The organism is Promicromonospora sp. Marseille-Q5078 (assembly GCF_050315395.1).
In the GTDB taxonomy this organism is placed as follows: Bacteria; Actinomycetota; Actinomycetes; order Actinomycetales; family Cellulomonadaceae; genus Isoptericola.
The window spans coordinates 2,392,490-2,407,832 of sequence record NZ_JBNPQG010000001.1 but is presented as its reverse complement, the minus strand read 5'-3'; the positions used below and the strand labels follow the sequence as shown (position 1 = coordinate 2,407,832).

At 74.4% G+C, this 15,343-nt stretch carries 15 protein-coding genes; 13 read left to right on the top strand and 2 right to left on the bottom strand.

The annotated features are described in order from the left end of the window. Window positions 1-14: 14 nt before the first annotated feature. The gene (locus ACQFYA_RS11170) at window positions 15-1,415 is read right to left on the bottom strand and encodes an FAD-binding oxidoreductase (RefSeq protein ID WP_499124068.1); all 1,401 of its coding nucleotides are present in this window, start codon (window positions 1,413-1,415) and stop codon (window positions 15-17) included. Between the two features lie 368 nt (window positions 1,416-1,783). Here ACQFYA_RS11170 and soxR point away from each other — a divergent pair, with 368 nt between their 5' ends. The 13 genes from soxR to pyrF all read left to right on the top strand — a co-directional run bounded on the left by soxR (window position 1,784) and on the right by pyrF (window position 14,325). Next, entirely contained in the window at window positions 1,784-2,275 is a 492-nt protein-coding gene (gene soxR / locus ACQFYA_RS11165) for a redox-sensitive transcriptional activator SoxR (protein WP_499124066.1), read from the top strand. Window positions 2,276-2,334: 59 nt separating this feature from the next. Beyond that, entirely contained in the window at window positions 2,335-2,781 is a 447-nt protein-coding gene (locus ACQFYA_RS11160) for a type II 3-dehydroquinate dehydratase (protein ID WP_499124064.1), read from the top strand. A gap of 85 nt (window positions 2,782-2,866) precedes the next feature. Next, complete coding sequence (locus tag ACQFYA_RS11155; protein WP_499124061.1) at window positions 2,867-3,622, top strand: hypothetical protein; 756 nt, start codon at window positions 2,867-2,869, stop codon at window positions 3,620-3,622. Further along, window positions 3,619-3,996: a hypothetical protein gene (locus tag ACQFYA_RS11150; protein WP_499124059.1), complete on the top strand. Its 378-nt coding sequence runs from the start codon at window positions 3,619-3,621 to the stop codon at window positions 3,994-3,996. Before ACQFYA_RS11155 ends, ACQFYA_RS11150 begins: the two co-directional genes overlap by 4 nt. A 73-nt stretch (window positions 3,997-4,069) precedes the next feature. Then, window positions 4,070-4,633 carry an elongation factor P gene (gene efp, locus ACQFYA_RS11145; protein ID WP_499124057.1) on the top strand — a complete coding sequence of 188 codons (564 nt, stop codon included), beginning with the start codon at window positions 4,070-4,072 and terminating at the stop codon, window positions 4,631-4,633. Between the two features lie 15 nt (window positions 4,634-4,648). Then, window positions 4,649-5,065, top strand: coding sequence for a transcription antitermination factor NusB (nusB, locus tag ACQFYA_RS11140; RefSeq protein ID WP_499124054.1), 417 nt, complete (start codon window positions 4,649-4,651; stop codon window positions 5,063-5,065). Between the two features lie 239 nt (window positions 5,066-5,304). Then, entirely contained in the window at window positions 5,305-5,934 is a 630-nt protein-coding gene (pyrR, locus tag ACQFYA_RS11135) for a bifunctional pyr operon transcriptional regulator/uracil phosphoribosyltransferase PyrR (RefSeq protein ID WP_499127504.1), read from the top strand. After that, window positions 5,931-6,926 (top strand): aspartate carbamoyltransferase catalytic subunit, encoded by a 996-nt coding sequence (locus tag ACQFYA_RS11130; protein ID WP_499124052.1) that lies wholly within the window; start codon window positions 5,931-5,933, stop codon window positions 6,924-6,926. Before pyrR ends, ACQFYA_RS11130 begins: the two co-directional genes overlap by 4 nt. A 2-nt stretch (window positions 6,927-6,928) precedes the next feature. After that, window positions 6,929-8,287 (top strand): dihydroorotase, encoded by a 1,359-nt coding sequence (locus tag ACQFYA_RS11125; RefSeq protein WP_499127503.1) that lies wholly within the window; start codon window positions 6,929-6,931, stop codon window positions 8,285-8,287. After that, entirely contained in the window at window positions 8,284-8,826 is a 543-nt protein-coding gene (locus tag ACQFYA_RS11120) for a PH-like domain-containing protein (protein WP_499124051.1), read from the top strand. The genes ACQFYA_RS11125 and ACQFYA_RS11120 overlap by 4 nt, the downstream gene beginning before the upstream one ends. Next, a complete protein-coding gene (carA, locus tag ACQFYA_RS11115) occupies window positions 8,823-10,097 on the top strand; it encodes a glutamine-hydrolyzing carbamoyl-phosphate synthase small subunit (RefSeq protein WP_499124049.1) in 1,275 nt (424 codons plus the stop codon). The genes ACQFYA_RS11120 and carA overlap by 4 nt, the downstream gene beginning before the upstream one ends. Then, complete coding sequence (gene carB / locus ACQFYA_RS11110) at window positions 10,097-13,474, top strand: carbamoyl-phosphate synthase large subunit (RefSeq protein ID WP_499124046.1); 3,378 nt, start codon at window positions 10,097-10,099, stop codon at window positions 13,472-13,474. The genes carA and carB overlap by 1 nt, the downstream gene beginning before the upstream one ends. Further along, window positions 13,471-14,325: an orotidine-5'-phosphate decarboxylase gene (pyrF, locus tag ACQFYA_RS11105; protein WP_499124044.1), complete on the top strand. Its 855-nt coding sequence runs from the start codon at window positions 13,471-13,473 to the stop codon at window positions 14,323-14,325. The genes carB and pyrF overlap by 4 nt, the downstream gene beginning before the upstream one ends. A 94-nt stretch (window positions 14,326-14,419) precedes the next feature. On the opposite strand, the gene ACQFYA_RS11100 is transcribed toward pyrF, so the two are convergent. Further along, entirely contained in the window at window positions 14,420-15,205 is a 786-nt protein-coding gene (locus ACQFYA_RS11100) for a class I SAM-dependent DNA methyltransferase (RefSeq protein WP_499124042.1), read from the bottom strand. Between the last annotated feature and the right edge of the window lie 138 nt (window positions 15,206-15,343).

Genomic DNA, 15,343 nt, shown 5'->3' with positions numbered 1-15,343 from the left:
CGGCGCGTGCGGGCCTACGCGGGCGGCACGTTGACGTTGCCGCGGAACATGTTCTGCGGGTCGTAGCGCCGCTTGACGTCGCGCAGGCGGTCCCATGTGGCCCCCGGGTAGGCGGCGCGGGCGGTGTCCGTGCCGCCGTCGACGCTGAAGTTCACGTATGCGCCGTCGCCGGAGCGCAGCCGGTCGGCCAGCGCCTCGACCCAGGGCGTGTAGGTGCGCGCCGTGGCCGCGTCGGGGCCCACGGCCGCGACGTTGCCGATCATGCGCGCCGCGCGGTGGGCGTACGCCGTCGCGTCGGCGGGGACGTCGGCCACCGCGCCGCCCAGCACCCGCAGCTGGGCCGCTCGCATCATCGCGTCCGAGCGCTCCAGCTGCTCCAGCAGGTGCGCCGCGGCGGACTCGTCCAGGCCGTCGGCGACGAAGGTGCGCCCTGTCGCGACGACCGGGCCGCCCTGCGGCCCGCCCTCGAGCAGGCTCGGGTAGGGCGCGGTGCGCAGGCCGTCCAGCAGCGCCCCGCCGGCGCGGGCCGCGACGTCGCGCAGGGGAGCGAGCGCGGCCTCCGCCGCGTCGAGCGGGCCCGACCAGCAGGCGTTCGCCATGACGACCAGGCGCCCGTGCCACTCGGCGGGGATCATCGGCATCGGCGGGGCCGTCATCACCATGACGATCACCGTGAGCCCCGGCGGCGCCGCGTCCGCGGCCGCGACCACCCCGGCGACGCTCTCCGGCGTGGCGGGCATGAGGAGCACGCCGCCCACCACCTGCGACACCCCGTGCAGCGCGAACCGGAACCGGGTCACGACGCCGAAGTTGCCGCCACCCCCGCGCAGCGCCCAGAACAGGTCGGGCTCGTGCTCGGCGTCGGTGCGCACCACCTCGCCGTCGGCGGTGACGACCTCCGCCCCCAGCAGGCTGTCGATGGTCATCCCGAGCGAGCGGGACAGCAGCCCGACACCGCCGCCGAGCGTGATGCCGCCGACGCCCACCGTGCCGGTGTCCCCGAACGGCGTGGCGAGGCCGTGCGTCCCGGCGGCGACCGAGTACGCGCCGGCCGTGATCCCGCCCCCCGCCCAGGCGGTGCGGCCCTCGACGTCGAGCTCGAGGCCGTCCAGGCCGCGCAGGTCGAGGGTGAGCGCGCCGTCGTCCGCGCCGAGCCCGAACACGGAGTGCCCGCCGGAGCGCACCGACACCTCGGCGCCGGCGTCGCGCGCGAACCGGACCGCGCGCGCGACCGCGTCCGTGTCGGCGGGGCGCACGATCGCTGCCGGACGGTGCTCGACGCCGCCGGGCTGGATGGTCCGGGCGGCGGCGTAGCCGTCGTCGTCGGGCGCGGCGACGGTCGTGTCCCCGCCCAGGGCGGCGCGGAGAGCCGCGGCGGAGACGTGAGAGGTCGGGGGGATCGCAGGCGTGGACATCATGGCTCCCGGTGTGCTGACGAGCGTGCGGACGAGCGTGCTGACGGCGTGCTGGTGCGGGATCGTCCCGAGGCCGCGCAGGGGCGCGCACCTCGGGCGTGCTCTCAGGGGGACCGTGCGGGCACGGCATCCTCATCGGCAGCCTCCCGCAACCCCGACGGCCTGGCGAGGGAATTCGTGACGCCCCCGCCCGAGGTGCCGGAGGGCACCGGCCGCGTACGGCGGGCGAGCAGGGTCGCGGACGCGCCAGCGCCGCCGCGAGCATGAGGCACGGGCGGGCCGTAGGAGTGGTGGCGGATGGCGTCCATGCCGCCATGCTCGGACCTGAACTATGGTTCAGGTCAAGTGGTCGAGGAAGGGGCGCGAGGATGCCGGAGCAGTCCGCCGAGAAGGTGCCGTGGGACCACGTCGAGCTGACGGTCGGCGAGGTCGCCGCCCGGAGCGGCGTCGCGGTGTCGGCGCTGCACTTCTACGAGCGCCAGGGCCTCATCTCGAGCCGCCGGACACCCGGCAACCAGCGCCGCTACCGGCGCGACGTGCTGCGCCGCGTCGCGTTCGTCCGGGTGTCGCAGCGGGTCGGCATCCCGCTGGCGCGCATCGCGGACGCGCTGGGCACCCTGCCCGCCGACCGCGCCCCCAACGTGCGCGACTGGGAGCGCCTCTCCGAGGCGTGGCGCACCGACCTCGACGCACGGATCGAGCAGCTCGAGCGCCTGCGGGACGACCTCACCGACTGCATCGGCTGCGGGTGTCTCTCGCTCAGCCGGTGCGTGCTCGCCAACCCCCACGACTCCCTGGGCGACGACGGCCCCGGGCCGCGGCGGCTGCTCGTCGGCGAGGAGGCGGGGAGCGAGGACTGACGGCGCGGACGCCCGGGACGCACGGGACGCCCGCGTGACCAGGCCGTACCCTCGGGGCCATGACACACGTCCTCCTCCTCAACGGTCCCAACCTCGGCCGGCTCGGCGTGCGCGAGCCGGAGATCTACGGCCACGCCTCCATGGCGGACCTCGAGCGTGAGGCCGCCGGCTGGGGGAGCGACCTGGGCGTCACGGTCGAGGTGCGCCAGACCGACGACGAGTCCCAGCTCGTGGGGTGGCTGCACGAGGCCGTGGACGCGCGGGCGCACGTCGTGCTGAACCCCGCCGCGTTCACGCACTACAGCTACGCGCTGCGCGACGCGGCCGCGCAGGTGACGTCGTCGGGGCTGCTGCTGGTCGAGGTGCACCTGTCCAACCCGGCGTCCCGGGAGTCTTTCCGCCACTACTCCGTGGTCGCGGGGATCGCGACGGGCACGGTCGCGGGCTTCGGGTTCGACTCCTACCGGCTCGCGCTGTCCGCGGTCGTGCACAAGCTCCAGGACTGAAGCCGTGTCCTCTCAAGGGTCAGCACTGGAGCGTGGACAAGGAGGAGTCCTTGTCTGGGATGAATCCAGGTTCTAGCCTTGAATCATGATCGTGCTGACGGCGGACCAGCGGGGCAGTACCGGCGCGGGTGACCGGGTGCCCAAGGCGCTCGCGCGGCTCGCGTCGCGGGCCGGCGGTCGGCCGGGCGTCGTGCTGCCGTTCGACCGCACCGTCGGCGACGAGCTGCAGGGCGTGCTCGCCGCCGACGACGACGGCGCCGCGCTGGCGGTGGACCTCGCGCTCGACCTCGTGCGCGACGGCGGCTGGTCCGTCGGGATCGGGCTCGGCGCGGTGGACCGGCCTCTGCCCGAGGTGTCCCGCGCCGCGTCCGGGCCGGCGTTCGTGCGGGCGCGTGCCGCCGTCGAGCGGGCGAAGCGCCGGGGGCGGGGGAGCGTGCCCCTCGCCGTCGTGGGCGCGGACGCCGAGCCGCACGTCACGATCGCCGCGGACGCGCAGGCGCTGCTCCACCTGCTCGGGGCGGTCGTCTCCCGGCGTTCGCCCGCCGGGTGGGAGGCGGTCGACGCGCTCGCCGCGCAGCGGGGGCCCGCCCCGCAGCGGGCGTCGGCCGCGGCGCTCGGGGTGAGCGAGCAGGCGGTGAGCCAGCGGCTGCGGGCGGCGCTGTGGGCCGAGGACGCCGCGGCGCGGCCGTTGGCGGCGCGCCTGCTGCGGGCCGCGGGCGCGGAGCAGGAGGATCCGGGGGGCGACGGCCCGACGTCGGCGGAGACCGAGACGGCCGGGACGACAGAGACCGGTGCGACAGAGGCCGGGACGACGGAGATCGAGGAGGTGCCGGGGGGATGAGCCTCGCGGTGGTGGCGACGGACGTCGCGGTCTGGGTCGTGGGCCTGGCGGCGAGCGTGGGCGGTGGCGCCTGGCTCGTCCCGTGGGTGCTGCGGCACGCCGAGCGTGAGCCCCAGGTGGCCGCCGAGGCCGTGGCGGTGCTGCGGGGCGGCACGTGGATCGGGCTGCTCGAGCGCCTGACCGTGACCGGCACCCTGCTCGCGGGCTATCCGGAGGGGGTGGCCGTCGTGGTCGCCGTGAAGGGTCTCGGGCGCTTCCCGGAGCTCCGCGAGCACCCCGTGGCGAGCGAGCGGTTCGTGGTCGGCACGCTCGCGTCGCTGGCCTGGTCGGCGGCGCTGGGCATCGCCGGTCACGCCCTGCTCGTAGCGCTGTAGAATGCTTCGGGCCCTCTGCGGGCCGGAACGTCGACATCTGCTCCGTACCCCGACCCCGAGGACGAATGAGAACGTGGCTACCTCCAACGACATCAAGAACGGCACCGTGCTCCGCATCGACGGTCAGCTCTGGACGATCATCGAGTTCCAGCACGTCAAGCCGGGCAAGGGTGGCGCGTTCGTCCGCACCAAGATGAAGAACGTCCTGTCCGGCAAGGTCGTCGACAAGACGTTCAACGCCGGCACCAAGGTCGAGACGGCGAGCGTCGACCGGCGTGACTTCCAGTACCTGTACATGGACGGCGCGGACTACGTGTTCATGGACACGGACACCTACGACCAGATCACCGTGCCCGCCGCGACCGTCGGCGACGCGAGCAACTACATGCTCGAGGGCATGAACATCATGATCGCCTCGAACGACGGCACCCCGCTGTACGTCGAGCTCCCGTCGTCCGTGGTCCTGGAGATCACCTACACGGAGCCCGGCCTGCAGGGCGACCGTTCCACCGGCGGCACCAAGCCCGCCACCCTCGAGACGGGGGCGGAGATCCAGGTCCCGCTGTTCCTCGAGCAGGGCACCAAGGTCAAGGTCGACACGCGTGACGGGTCGTACCTGGGCCGCGTGAACGACTGACGGGCGCCGGCTGACATGGGCGCACGCACCAAGGCGCGCAAGCGCGCCGTCGACATCCTCTTCGAGGCGGAGCAGCGCGGGCTCGACCCGCAGGTGCTCGTCGCCGACCGCGTGATCGAGCCCCACACCGAGGCGGCGGTGCCGCAGTACACCGTGGACCTCGTCGAGGGCGTGGTCGCGCACCGCGAGCGCATCGACGAACTGCTCGCGACGTACTCGCAGGGCTGGACCGTGGACCGCATGCCCGCGGTCGACCGGGCGCTGCTGCGCATCGGCACCTGGGAGCTGATCTACAACGACGACGTCCCCGACGCCGTCGCCGTGGACGAGGCCGTGGACCTGGCGGGCCAGCTGTCCACCGACGACTCGCCGTCGTTCGTGAACGGGCTCCTGGGCCGGCTGGTGGAGATCAAGCCGACGCTGCTGATCTGACCGCGGCACGACACGACCCTTGTGGGTACGGAGACGGCGAGAACTCGAGCGCGGGTTCTCGCCGTCTCCGTACCCACAGCCGTCCGGTGCCGGCTGTGACGCACGCCGCGACCGCATCGTGGGCGCCGGCCCGGACCCGGCCGGGCGGACGGGATAAGGTGGGCGACGTTGGAACAGACACCCTTTAACACCGTCCCGTGAGGCGGAGAAGGAGGTCGCCAGTGAGTGCTGGCACCGGTATGCCCGGAACACCGGAGCCGACCGTCCCGGAGGGGACCGTCGTGCTCGGCGCGAGCGACGTCGCCCGCGCCCTGACCCGCATCGCGCACGAGATCGTCGAGCGCTCCAAGGGGGCCGAGGACGTCGTCCTGCTCGGCATCCCCACCCGCGGGGTCACGCTCGCCGCCCGGCTCGCCCAGCGGCTCGCGAGCATCGACCCGGCGTTCGACCCCGAGCGCGACCTCGGCGAGCTGGACGTCACCATGTACCGCGACGACCTGCGCCGCCAGCCCACGCGCGCCGTGGGCGTGACCCGGCTGCCCGCGGCGGGGATCGAGGGCAAGACGGTCGTGCTCGTCGACGACGTCCTGTTCTCCGGGCGCACGATCCGCGCGGCGCTCGACGCCATCGGCGACCTGGGCCGGCCGCAGGCCGTGCGCCTCGCCTGCCTCGTGGACCGTGGGCACCGCGAGCTGCCGATCCGGCCGGACTTCGTGGGCAAGAACCTCCCGACCGCGCAGACGGAGCGCGTGCGCGTGCTCCTCGCCGAGGTGGACGGCACGGACGCCGTGGTGATCAGCGGCCGCGAGCCCGGCGTGGGCGTCCCGATCGTGCCGATCGCCCCGACCGTCGAGGGGGGCGAGCGATGAGGCACCTGCTGTCCACCGCCGACCTGGCCAAGGACGAGGCGATCGAGCTCCTGGACACCGCCGCGCAGATGGCGGCGACGCAGTCCCGGGAGATCAAGAAGCTCCCGACGCTGCGCGGCCGCACCGTGGTGAACCTCTTCTTCGAGGACTCCACCCGGACCCGCATCTCGTTCGAGACGGCCGCCAAGCGGCTGTCTGCGGACGTCATCAACTTCTCCGCCAAGGGTTCGAGCGTGTCCAAGGGCGAGTCGCTCAAGGACACGGCACTCACCCTGCACGCCATGGGGGCCGACGCCGTGGTGGTGCGCCACTGGGCCTCCGGCGCCCCGTACCAGCTCGCACACGCGGGCTGGCTCGACGCCGCGGTGCTCAACGCCGGCGACGGCACGCACATGCACCCCACCCAGGCGCTGCTCGACGCGTACACGATCCGGCGGCACCTGGGCGGCCACGGCGGCGGCCTGCGCCGCGGCGGGGACGACGGCGTCGGCGCGGACCTGGCCGGCCTCAAGGTCGCCATCGTCGGCGACGTGCTGCACTCGCGCGTGGCCCGGGCGAACGTCCGACTGCTGCGTACGCTCGGCGCCGAGGTGACGCTGGTCGCGCCGCCCACGCTGCTGCCGGTCGGGGTCGAGTCGTGGCCGTGCCGCACCTCCTACGACCTGGACGCCACGCTGGCCGACTGGCAGCCCGACGCCGTGATGATGCTGCGGGTGCAGCGCGAACGGATGTCCGGCGGCGCCGGCGCGTTCTTCCCGAGCACGCTGGAGTACACCCGGTACTTCGGGCTCGACGCCCGCCGCCTCGCGGTCCTGCCGGAGCACTCGATCGTCATGCACCCCGGCCCGATGAACCGCGGCCTGGAGATCTCCGCCGAGGCGGCGGACTCCGACCGCGCCGTCATCGTCGAGCAGGTCGCCAACGGCGTCGCCGTGCGCATGGCCGCGCTCTACCTGCTGCTGTCCGGCACCACCGAAGGGACCACCCTGTGACCATCACCTACGTGCTGCGAGGGGCGCGCCCCCTCGGCGGCGAGGCGGCCGACGTCGTCCTGTCCGACGGCGTGATCACCCAGATCGCGGCCCCCGGCACGGCCGACGTGCCGGACGGGTCCGACGTCGTCGAGATCGCCGCCGACGGCCACGTGCTGCTGCCCGGCCTGGTCGACCTGCACACCCACCTGCGCGAGCCGGGCCGCGAGGACGCCGAGACCGTCGCGTCGGGCACCCGCGCCGCGGCGGCGGGCGGCTTCACCGCGGTGCACGCCATGGCGAACACGTCGCCGGTGGCGGACACCGCGGGCGTCGTCGAGCAGGTGTGGCGCCTGGGCCAGGAGGCCGGCTGGGTGGACGTGCACCCGGTCGGGGCCGTGACCGTCGGCCTGGGCGGCGAGCGCCTCGCGGAGCTGGGCGCCATGGCCGACTCGGCCGCCCGCGTGCGGGTCTTCTCCGACGACGGCAAGTGCGTCCACGACCCGATCCTCATGCGCCGCGCGCTCGAGTACGTCAAGGCGTTCGACGGCGTCGTCGCGCAGCACGCGCAGGAGCCGCGCCTCACCGAGGGCGCCCAGATGAACGAGGGCGTCGTCTCCGCCGAGATCGGCCTGGCCGGCTGGCCCGCCGTCGCGGAGGAGGCGATCATCGCCCGCGACGTGCTGCTCGCGGAGCACGTCGGCTCGCGGCTGCACGTGTGCCACCTGTCCACCGCCGGCTCGGTGGAGATCATCCGCTGGGCGAAGGGCCGCGGCATCGACGTGACCGCCGAGGTGACGCCCCACCACCTGGTCCTCACGGACGACCTCGCCCGCACCTACGACCCCACCTACAAGGTGAACCCGCCGCTGCGCACGGCCGAGGACGTCGAGGCGGTGCGCGCGGGCCTCGCCGACGGGACGATCGACATCGTGGCCACGGACCACGCCCCGCACACCCGCGAGGACAAGGACTGCGAGTGGGGCGCCGCCGCGTTCGGCATGACCGGGCTCGAGACCGCCCTGTCGGTCGTGCAGCAGACGATGGTCGACACGGGCCGCCTGACCTGGGCCGACGTCGCGCGCGTCCTGTCGGCCAACCCGGCGCGCATCGGCCGCATCGACGCCGGTCCCGCCGCGCAGGGGCGGCCGGTCGCGGTCGGCGAGCCGGCGAACCTCACCCTGGTGGACCCGGCGGCGACCCGCGCCGTCGACGGCGCGGCGCAGGCGACCGCGAGCGGCAACACGCCCTTCGCGGGCCGCGACCTGCCGGGCCGCGTGGTCGCGACCTTCCTGCGCGGCCGGGCCACGGTGCTCGACGGCGCGCCCGTCGGCCCCGCGGCCGACAGCCGCCGGCTCGCCGGGCGGGGAGGCGCGCGATGAACCTGCCCATGCCCGTCGCGGTCGGGATCTGGGTCGTCGTCGGCGTCCTGCTGCTGCTGGTGGTCCTCACCGGCCGCCGCCGGCTCGCCGCCCGCACCCGGCTCACCGTGCCCGTACCGCCGCAGCCGCCCGAGGACCTCGGCGCCCTGCGCCTCGGCCCCCTCCAGGCCACCTACGTGTCGTCGACCCTTGCCGGCGACTGGCTCGCGCGCGTCGGCGCGCACCACCTCGGCGACCGCTCCACCGCGCACGTGTCCGTGCACGACGCGGGCGTGCTGATCGAGCGCGACGGCGCCCCCGACGTGTTCGCGCCCGTGGACGCGCTGCGCGGCGTCGGCCTCGCCCCCGGGATGGCCGGCAAGTACGTCGGCGCCGACGGCCTGGTCGTCGTGACCTGGGAGGACCCGGCCGTGGGCGACGTCCCCGCGGCCACCCTCGACACCGGCCTGCGCACCCGCCACGAGCCCGACCGGTCCCGCCTGGTCGACGCCGTGCGCCACCTCATGACCTCCGCCCCCGCACCGAAGGACGAGCAGTGACCTCCAGCTCCCTCACCAGTCCCACGACGAGCCCGCACGCGGCCCTCCTGGTCCTCGAGGACGGCACGGTCGCCCGCGGCCGCGCCTACGGCGCCCGCGGCGCCACCTTCGGCGAGATCGTCTTCTCCACCGGCATGACCGGCTACCAGGAGACCCTCACGGACCCCTCCTACCACCGGCAGATCGTCGTGATGACGGCCCCGCACGTCGGCAACACCGGCGTGAACGACGAGGACCCCGAGTCCGGCAAGATCTGGGTCTCCGGCTACGTGCTGCGCGACCCCGCCCGCCGCGTCTCCTCCTGGCGCGCCGACCGGTCCCTCGAGGACGAGCTCGCCGCCCAGGGCGTCGTCGGCATCAGCGAGGTCGACACCCGTAAGCTCACCCGCCACCTGCGCGAGCTCGGCGTCATGCGCGCCGGCGTCTTCTCCGGCGACGCGCTGCTGAACGACGCCGGGCTGGAGCGCCCGCTCGCCGAGCTGGTCGCCGAGGTGCAGGCCTCCCCGGCGATGGCCGGCGCGAACCTCGCGCCCGAGGTCTCGACCACCGCGGCGTACGTCGTCGAGCCGGCCGGCGAGTTCGCCGGGCAGGAGCCCGTCGCGACCGTCGTCGCCGTCGACCTCGGCATCAAGGCCATGACCCCGGCCCGCCTGGCCGAGCGCGGCGTGCGGGTGCACGTCGTGCCCCAGTCCGCCACCGTCGAGGACGTCGAGGCCCTGCTGCCCGCCGACGGCTCGCCCGCCGGCGTGTTCTTCTCCAACGGCCCCGGCGACCCGTCGTCCGCCGCGCACGAGATCGAGCTGCTGCGCGGCGTGCTCGACCGCGGCATCCCGTTCTTCGGGATCTGCTTCGGTAACCAGCTGCTCGGGCGGGCGCTCGGCTACGGCACCTACAAGCTCGGGTACGGCCACCGTGGCATCAACCAGCCCGTCATGGACCGCACGACGAGCAAGGTGGAGGTCACGGCGCACAACCACGGGTTCGCCGTCGACGCCCCCGTCGACGCCGTGAGCACCGCCCCGTACGACGCCGAGCGCACCGACGGCCGCGCCTACGGCCGCGTCATCGTGTCCCACGTCGGCCTCAACGACCGCGTGGTCGAGGGGCTGACCGCGCTCGACGTGCCCGCCTTCTCCGTGCAGTACCACCCGGAGGCCGCCGCCGGCCCGCACGACAGCGCGTACCTCTTCGACCGCTTCGTCGCCCTCATGACCTCTCGCGCCCCCGTGGCCGTCCCCGACGCCGCGCTGGCCGCCCTGAAGGAGAACTGATGCCCCGCCGTTCCGACCTCTCCTCCGTCCTGGTCATCGGCTCCGGGCCGATCGTCATCGGCCAGGCCTGCGAGTTCGACTACTCCGGCACGCAGGCCTGCCGCGTGCTCAAGGAGGAGGGCCTGCGCGTCGTCCTCGTGAACTCGAACCCGGCCACGATCATGACCGACCCGGAGTTCGCCGACGCCACCTACGTCGAGCCGATCACCACCGAGGTGCTCACGACGATCATCGCCAAGGAGCGCCCGGACGCGCTCCTGCCCACCCTCGGCGGGCAGACGGCGCTCAACGCCGCCATCGCCCTCGACGAGGCCGGCGTGCTCGAGCAGTACGACGTCGAGCTCATCGGCGCGAACATCCCCGCCATCCAGAAGGGCGAGGACCGCCAGCAGTTCAAGGACGTCGTCGCCAAGTGCGGCGGCGAGTCCGCCCGCTCCGTCATCGTGCACACCGTCGACGAGGCCCTCGCCGCGGCCGGCGACCTCGGCTACCCGATGGTCGTGCGCCCGTCTTTCACGATGGGCGGCCTGGGCTCCGGCTTCGCCTACGACGAGAAGGACCTGCGGCGCATCGTCGGGCAGGGCCTGCACTACTCGCCGACCACCGAGGTGCTCCTGGAGGAGTCCATCCTCGGCTGGAAGGAGTACGAGCTCGAGCTCATGCGCGACAAGGACGACAACGTCGTGGTCGTCTGCTCGATCGAGAACGTCGACCCCGTGGGCGTGCACACCGGCGACTCGGTCACCGTCGCCCCCTCGATGACGCTCACCGACCGCGAGTACCAGAAGCTGCGCGACATCGGCATCGCCGTCATCCGCGAGGTCGGCGTCGACACCGGCGGCTGCAACATCCAGTTCGCCGTCGACCCGGACACCGGGCGCATCATCGTCATCGAGATGAACCCGCGCGTCTCGCGCTCCTCGGCGCTGGCCTCCAAGGCGACCGGCTTCCCGATCGCGAAGATCGCGGCCAAGCTCGCCGTCGGGTACACGCTCGACGAGATCCCGAACGACATCACGCGCGTCACCCCGGCCAGCTTCGAGCCCACGCTCGACTACGTGGTCGTCAAGGTGCCCCGCTTCGCGTTCGAGAAGTTCCCCGCCGCCGACCCCACGCTGACCACCACCATGAAGTCCGTGGGCGAGGCCATGGCGCTCGGGCGCAACTTCACCGAGGCCCTCGGCAAGGCGCTGCGCTCCATCGACAAGGGCGGCGTCGCGTTCCACTGGGACGGCGAGGCGCCCTCGGGCGCCGCGCTCGACCAGCTCCTGGCGGAGATCCGCCGGCCCACGGAGCACCGCATGGTCGGCGTGCAGCAGGCGTTGCGCGCCGTCGTCGCCGGGCACACCACCCTCGAGGCCGTGTTCGACGCCACCAAGATCGACCCCTGGTTCCTCGACCAGATCCTCCTCATGAACGAGGTCGCCGCGGAGGTCGCCGCCGGCGCCACCCTCACCGAGGACGTGCTGCGCCGCGCCAAGCGGCACGGCCTGTCCGACGTGCAGGTCGCGCGCCTGCGCGGCATGGGCCCGGCGGGGGAGGCCACCGTCCGCGAGGTGCGGCACGCCCTCGGGGTGCGCCCGGTCTACAAGACGGTCGACACCTGCGCCGCCGAGTTCGCCGCCCGCACGCCCTACCACTACTCGTCCTACGACGAGGAGACCGAGGTGGCGCCCCGCGAGCGCGAGGCCGTCATCATCCTCGGCTCCGGCCCGAACCGCATCGGCCAGGGCATCGAGTTCGACTACTCGTGCGTGCACGCCGCCCTGACCCTCTCCGAGCGCTACGAGACCGTCATGGTCAACTGCAACCCGGAGACGGTCTCGACCGACTACGACACCTCCGACCGCCTGTACTTCGAGCCCCTCACCTTCGAGGACGTCCTCGAGGTCTACGCGGCCGAGCTCGCCGCCGGCCCGGTCAAGGGCGTCATCGTCCAGCTCGGCGGTCAGACACCCCTCGCGCTCGCGCAGCGCCTCGCCGACGCGGGCGTGCCGATCCTCGGCACCTCCCCGGAGGCGATCGACGCGGCCGAGGACCGCGGCATCTTCGGGCAGGTGCTGCTCGACGCCGGCCTGCCCGCCCCCGCGTTCGGCACGGCCCGCTCCCTCGGCCAGGCCCGCGAGGTCGCCGAGACCATCGGCTACCCCGTCCTCGTGCGCCCGTCGTACGTGCTGGGCGGGCGCGGCATGGAGATCGTCTACTCCGTCGAGCAGCTCATCGAGTACGTCGAGCGGGCGCTCGCGGCCGCCGCCGCGGACGAGCGCACGGCGGGCGGCCTGCTGCCGGCGCCGCTGCTCATCGACCGCTTCCTCGACGACGCGATGGAGATCGACGTCGACGCGCTGTACGACGGCGAGGAGATGTTCCTCGGCGGCGTCATGGAGCACATCGAGGAGGCCGGCATCCACTCGGGCGACTCGGCCTGCGTGCTCCCGCCGGTGTCCCTGTCGACCGCGGAGATCGAGCGCATCCGCCGCTCCACCGAGGCGATCGCGAAGGGCGTCGGGGTGCGCGGACTGCTCAACGTGCAGTACGCGCTCGTGTCCGACGTGCTCTACGTCCTCGAGGCGAACCCGCGCGCGTCGCGCACGGTGCCCTTCGTGTCCAAGGCCACGGGCACCTCGATGGCCAAGGCCGCGGCCCGCGTGATGGTCGGCGAGTCGATCGCCGACCTGCGCGCGGCGGGCGTCCTGCCCGCCGAGGGCGACGGCGGCACGCTCGACCTGGGCGCGCCGCTGGCCGTCAAGGAGGCCGTGCTGCCGTTCAAGCGGTTCCGCACCGCCGAGGGGCAGGTCGTGGACACGGTGCTCGGCCCGGAGATGCGCTCCACGGGCGAGGTCATGGGCTTCGACAAGGACTTCCCGCACGCGTTCGCGAAGTCGCAGGCCGCCGCCTTCGGCGGGCTGCCGACCGCGGGCCGGGTCTTCGTGTCGGTCGCGGACCGGGACAAGCGCTCGATCGTGTTCCCGGTGAAGCGGCTCGCGGAGCTGGGCTTCGAGGTGCTCGCCACCGCCGGCACGGCGCAGGTGCTGCGCCGCAACGGCATCGGCAGCACGGTGGTGCGCAAGTTCTCCGAGGGCCGCGGCGCCGACGGCGAGCCCACGATCGTCGACCTCATCAGCGACGGCGAGGTCGACCTCGTGGTCAACTCCCCGTCCGGCCAGGGCGCGCGCGCCGACGGCTACGAGATCCGTGCGGCCACGACCGCGGCCGACAAGCCGATGATCACCACGGTGGACCAGCTCGCCGCGGCGGTGCAGGGCATCGAGGCGGTCCGCGGCGGCCCGTTCGACGTGGCCAGCCTCCAGGAGCACACGGCCGCGACGCGGGCACGGCTCGCCGGAGACGTCGTCACCGCGGGGGTGCCGGCGTGAGCGCGCCGACGCCGTTCGGCGCCCGCCTCGCCGGGGCGATGGACGCCCACGGGCCGCTGTGCGTGGGCATCGACCCCCACGCGTCGCTGCTCGACGCCTGGGGGCTGGGGGACGACGCCGCCGGGGTGCGCGAGTTCGGGCTCCGCGTGGTCGACGCCCTCGGCGGGCGGGTGGCGGCGTTCAAGCCGCAGGCCGCGTTCTTCGAGCGGCACGGCTCGGCCGGCGTCGCGGCCCTGGAGGACGTCATCGCCGCCTCCCGGGCCGCGGGGACCCTGACGGTCGTCGACGCCAAGCGCGGCGACATCGGCTCCACGATGGCCGCGTACGCGGACGCCTTCCTCGCGGACGGCTCGCCGCTCGCCGGGGACGCCGTGACGGTCTCGCCGTACCTGGGCTTCGGCTCGCTCGCGCCCGCCGCCGAGCTCGCCGCGCGCACCGGCCGGGGGATCTTCGTGCTGTGCCTCACGTCCAACAAGGAAGGCCACGAGGTGCAGCACGCCGTCGGGCCCGACGGCACGAGCGTCGCGGCCTCGGTCGCGGCGCAGGCGGCCGTGCTGAACGCCGGCGCGGAGCCGATGGGCTCCGTCGGCCTCGTCGTGGGCGCCACGGTCGGCGACGCGACGCGCGAGACGGGCACGGACCTGGTGGCCGTGAACGGGCCGCTGCTCGCCCCGGGCGTGGGCGCGCAGGGCGCGGGGGAGCGGGAGCTCGCCGCCGTCTTCGGCGCCGCGCGGCGGCACGTGCTCGCGTCGTCCTCCCGGGGCGTGCTCGCCGCGGGCCCGGACGCCGCGGGGCTGCGCGCCGCGGCCGCGTCCGCCGTCGCGGACGCGCGCGCCGCGCTGCGGCCCTGAGCCGGGGCAGCCGCTCGGATCATCGTGCGCAGGGCCCGCTCCCCGCGTGGGGGCGGGCCCTGTGCCGTGCCCGGGGTGCCCTGCGTTCCCAGCGTCAGGGCGCCGGCGCGACCTGCCAGACCGAGACGTGCCGCTCGCTCCGTGCGGTGAACGGCGTGCCGTCCCAGTCCTGCCAGCGGTGCAGCAGGCGCATCCCCGCGAGGCGGGCCATGAGGTCGAGCTCCGCGGGCCACACGTACCGGAAGGGCAGGGTGCGGAAGCGCCCCGAGCCGTCCGGCCAGACGGTGACGTGGTTCGACGTGAACGCCTGCGTGACGGTGTCGAGGCGGTCGAAGCCCACGTACCCGCCCCCGGCGGCGTCGGGCGCCACCGTGAACGGGACGGTGTCCTGCCCGGGCGGCATCCGGCGCAGCGGCGGCACGCCGACCTCGACCACGAAGTGCCCGCCGGGGCGCAGGTGCGCGGCCGCGGTGCGGAAGCAGTCGACCTGGCCGTCCTGGGTGGTGACGTTGCCGATCGTGTTGAAGACCAGGTAGGCGACGGCGTACTCGCCCGGCACGCGGGTGCGGGTCATGTCACCGATCGTCACGCCCACCCGGTCGCCGCCGGGCTTGTCCGCGATCCGCGCGGCCATCGCCCGGGAGAGCTCGATGCCGTGCACGCGCACGCCCCGCAGCGCCAGGGGCGCGGCGACGCGGCCCGTGCCGACGGCGAGCTCGAGGGCCGCGCCGTCGTCGGCGAGCCCGGCGAGCACGTCGACGGTGCGTGCGACGACGGCGGCGTCGAACTCGTCGTCGGTCGACGCGTCGTAGGTGGCGGCGACGCTCTCGGGGAACCATCCGTCGGCGGCGTCGTCCGGGCTGGGGCGACCGGTCGGCATGCCCGCGACCGTAGGCCGCGGTGGCCGGGTACGACGAGCCGTTTTCGCCCTGCACGCCCCACCTGCGACGATGTGCTGACCCGAATGCCGCTTTCCTCCTGGTCGGACGGTGGGCCGATCGGCCCTACGGATTGCCGC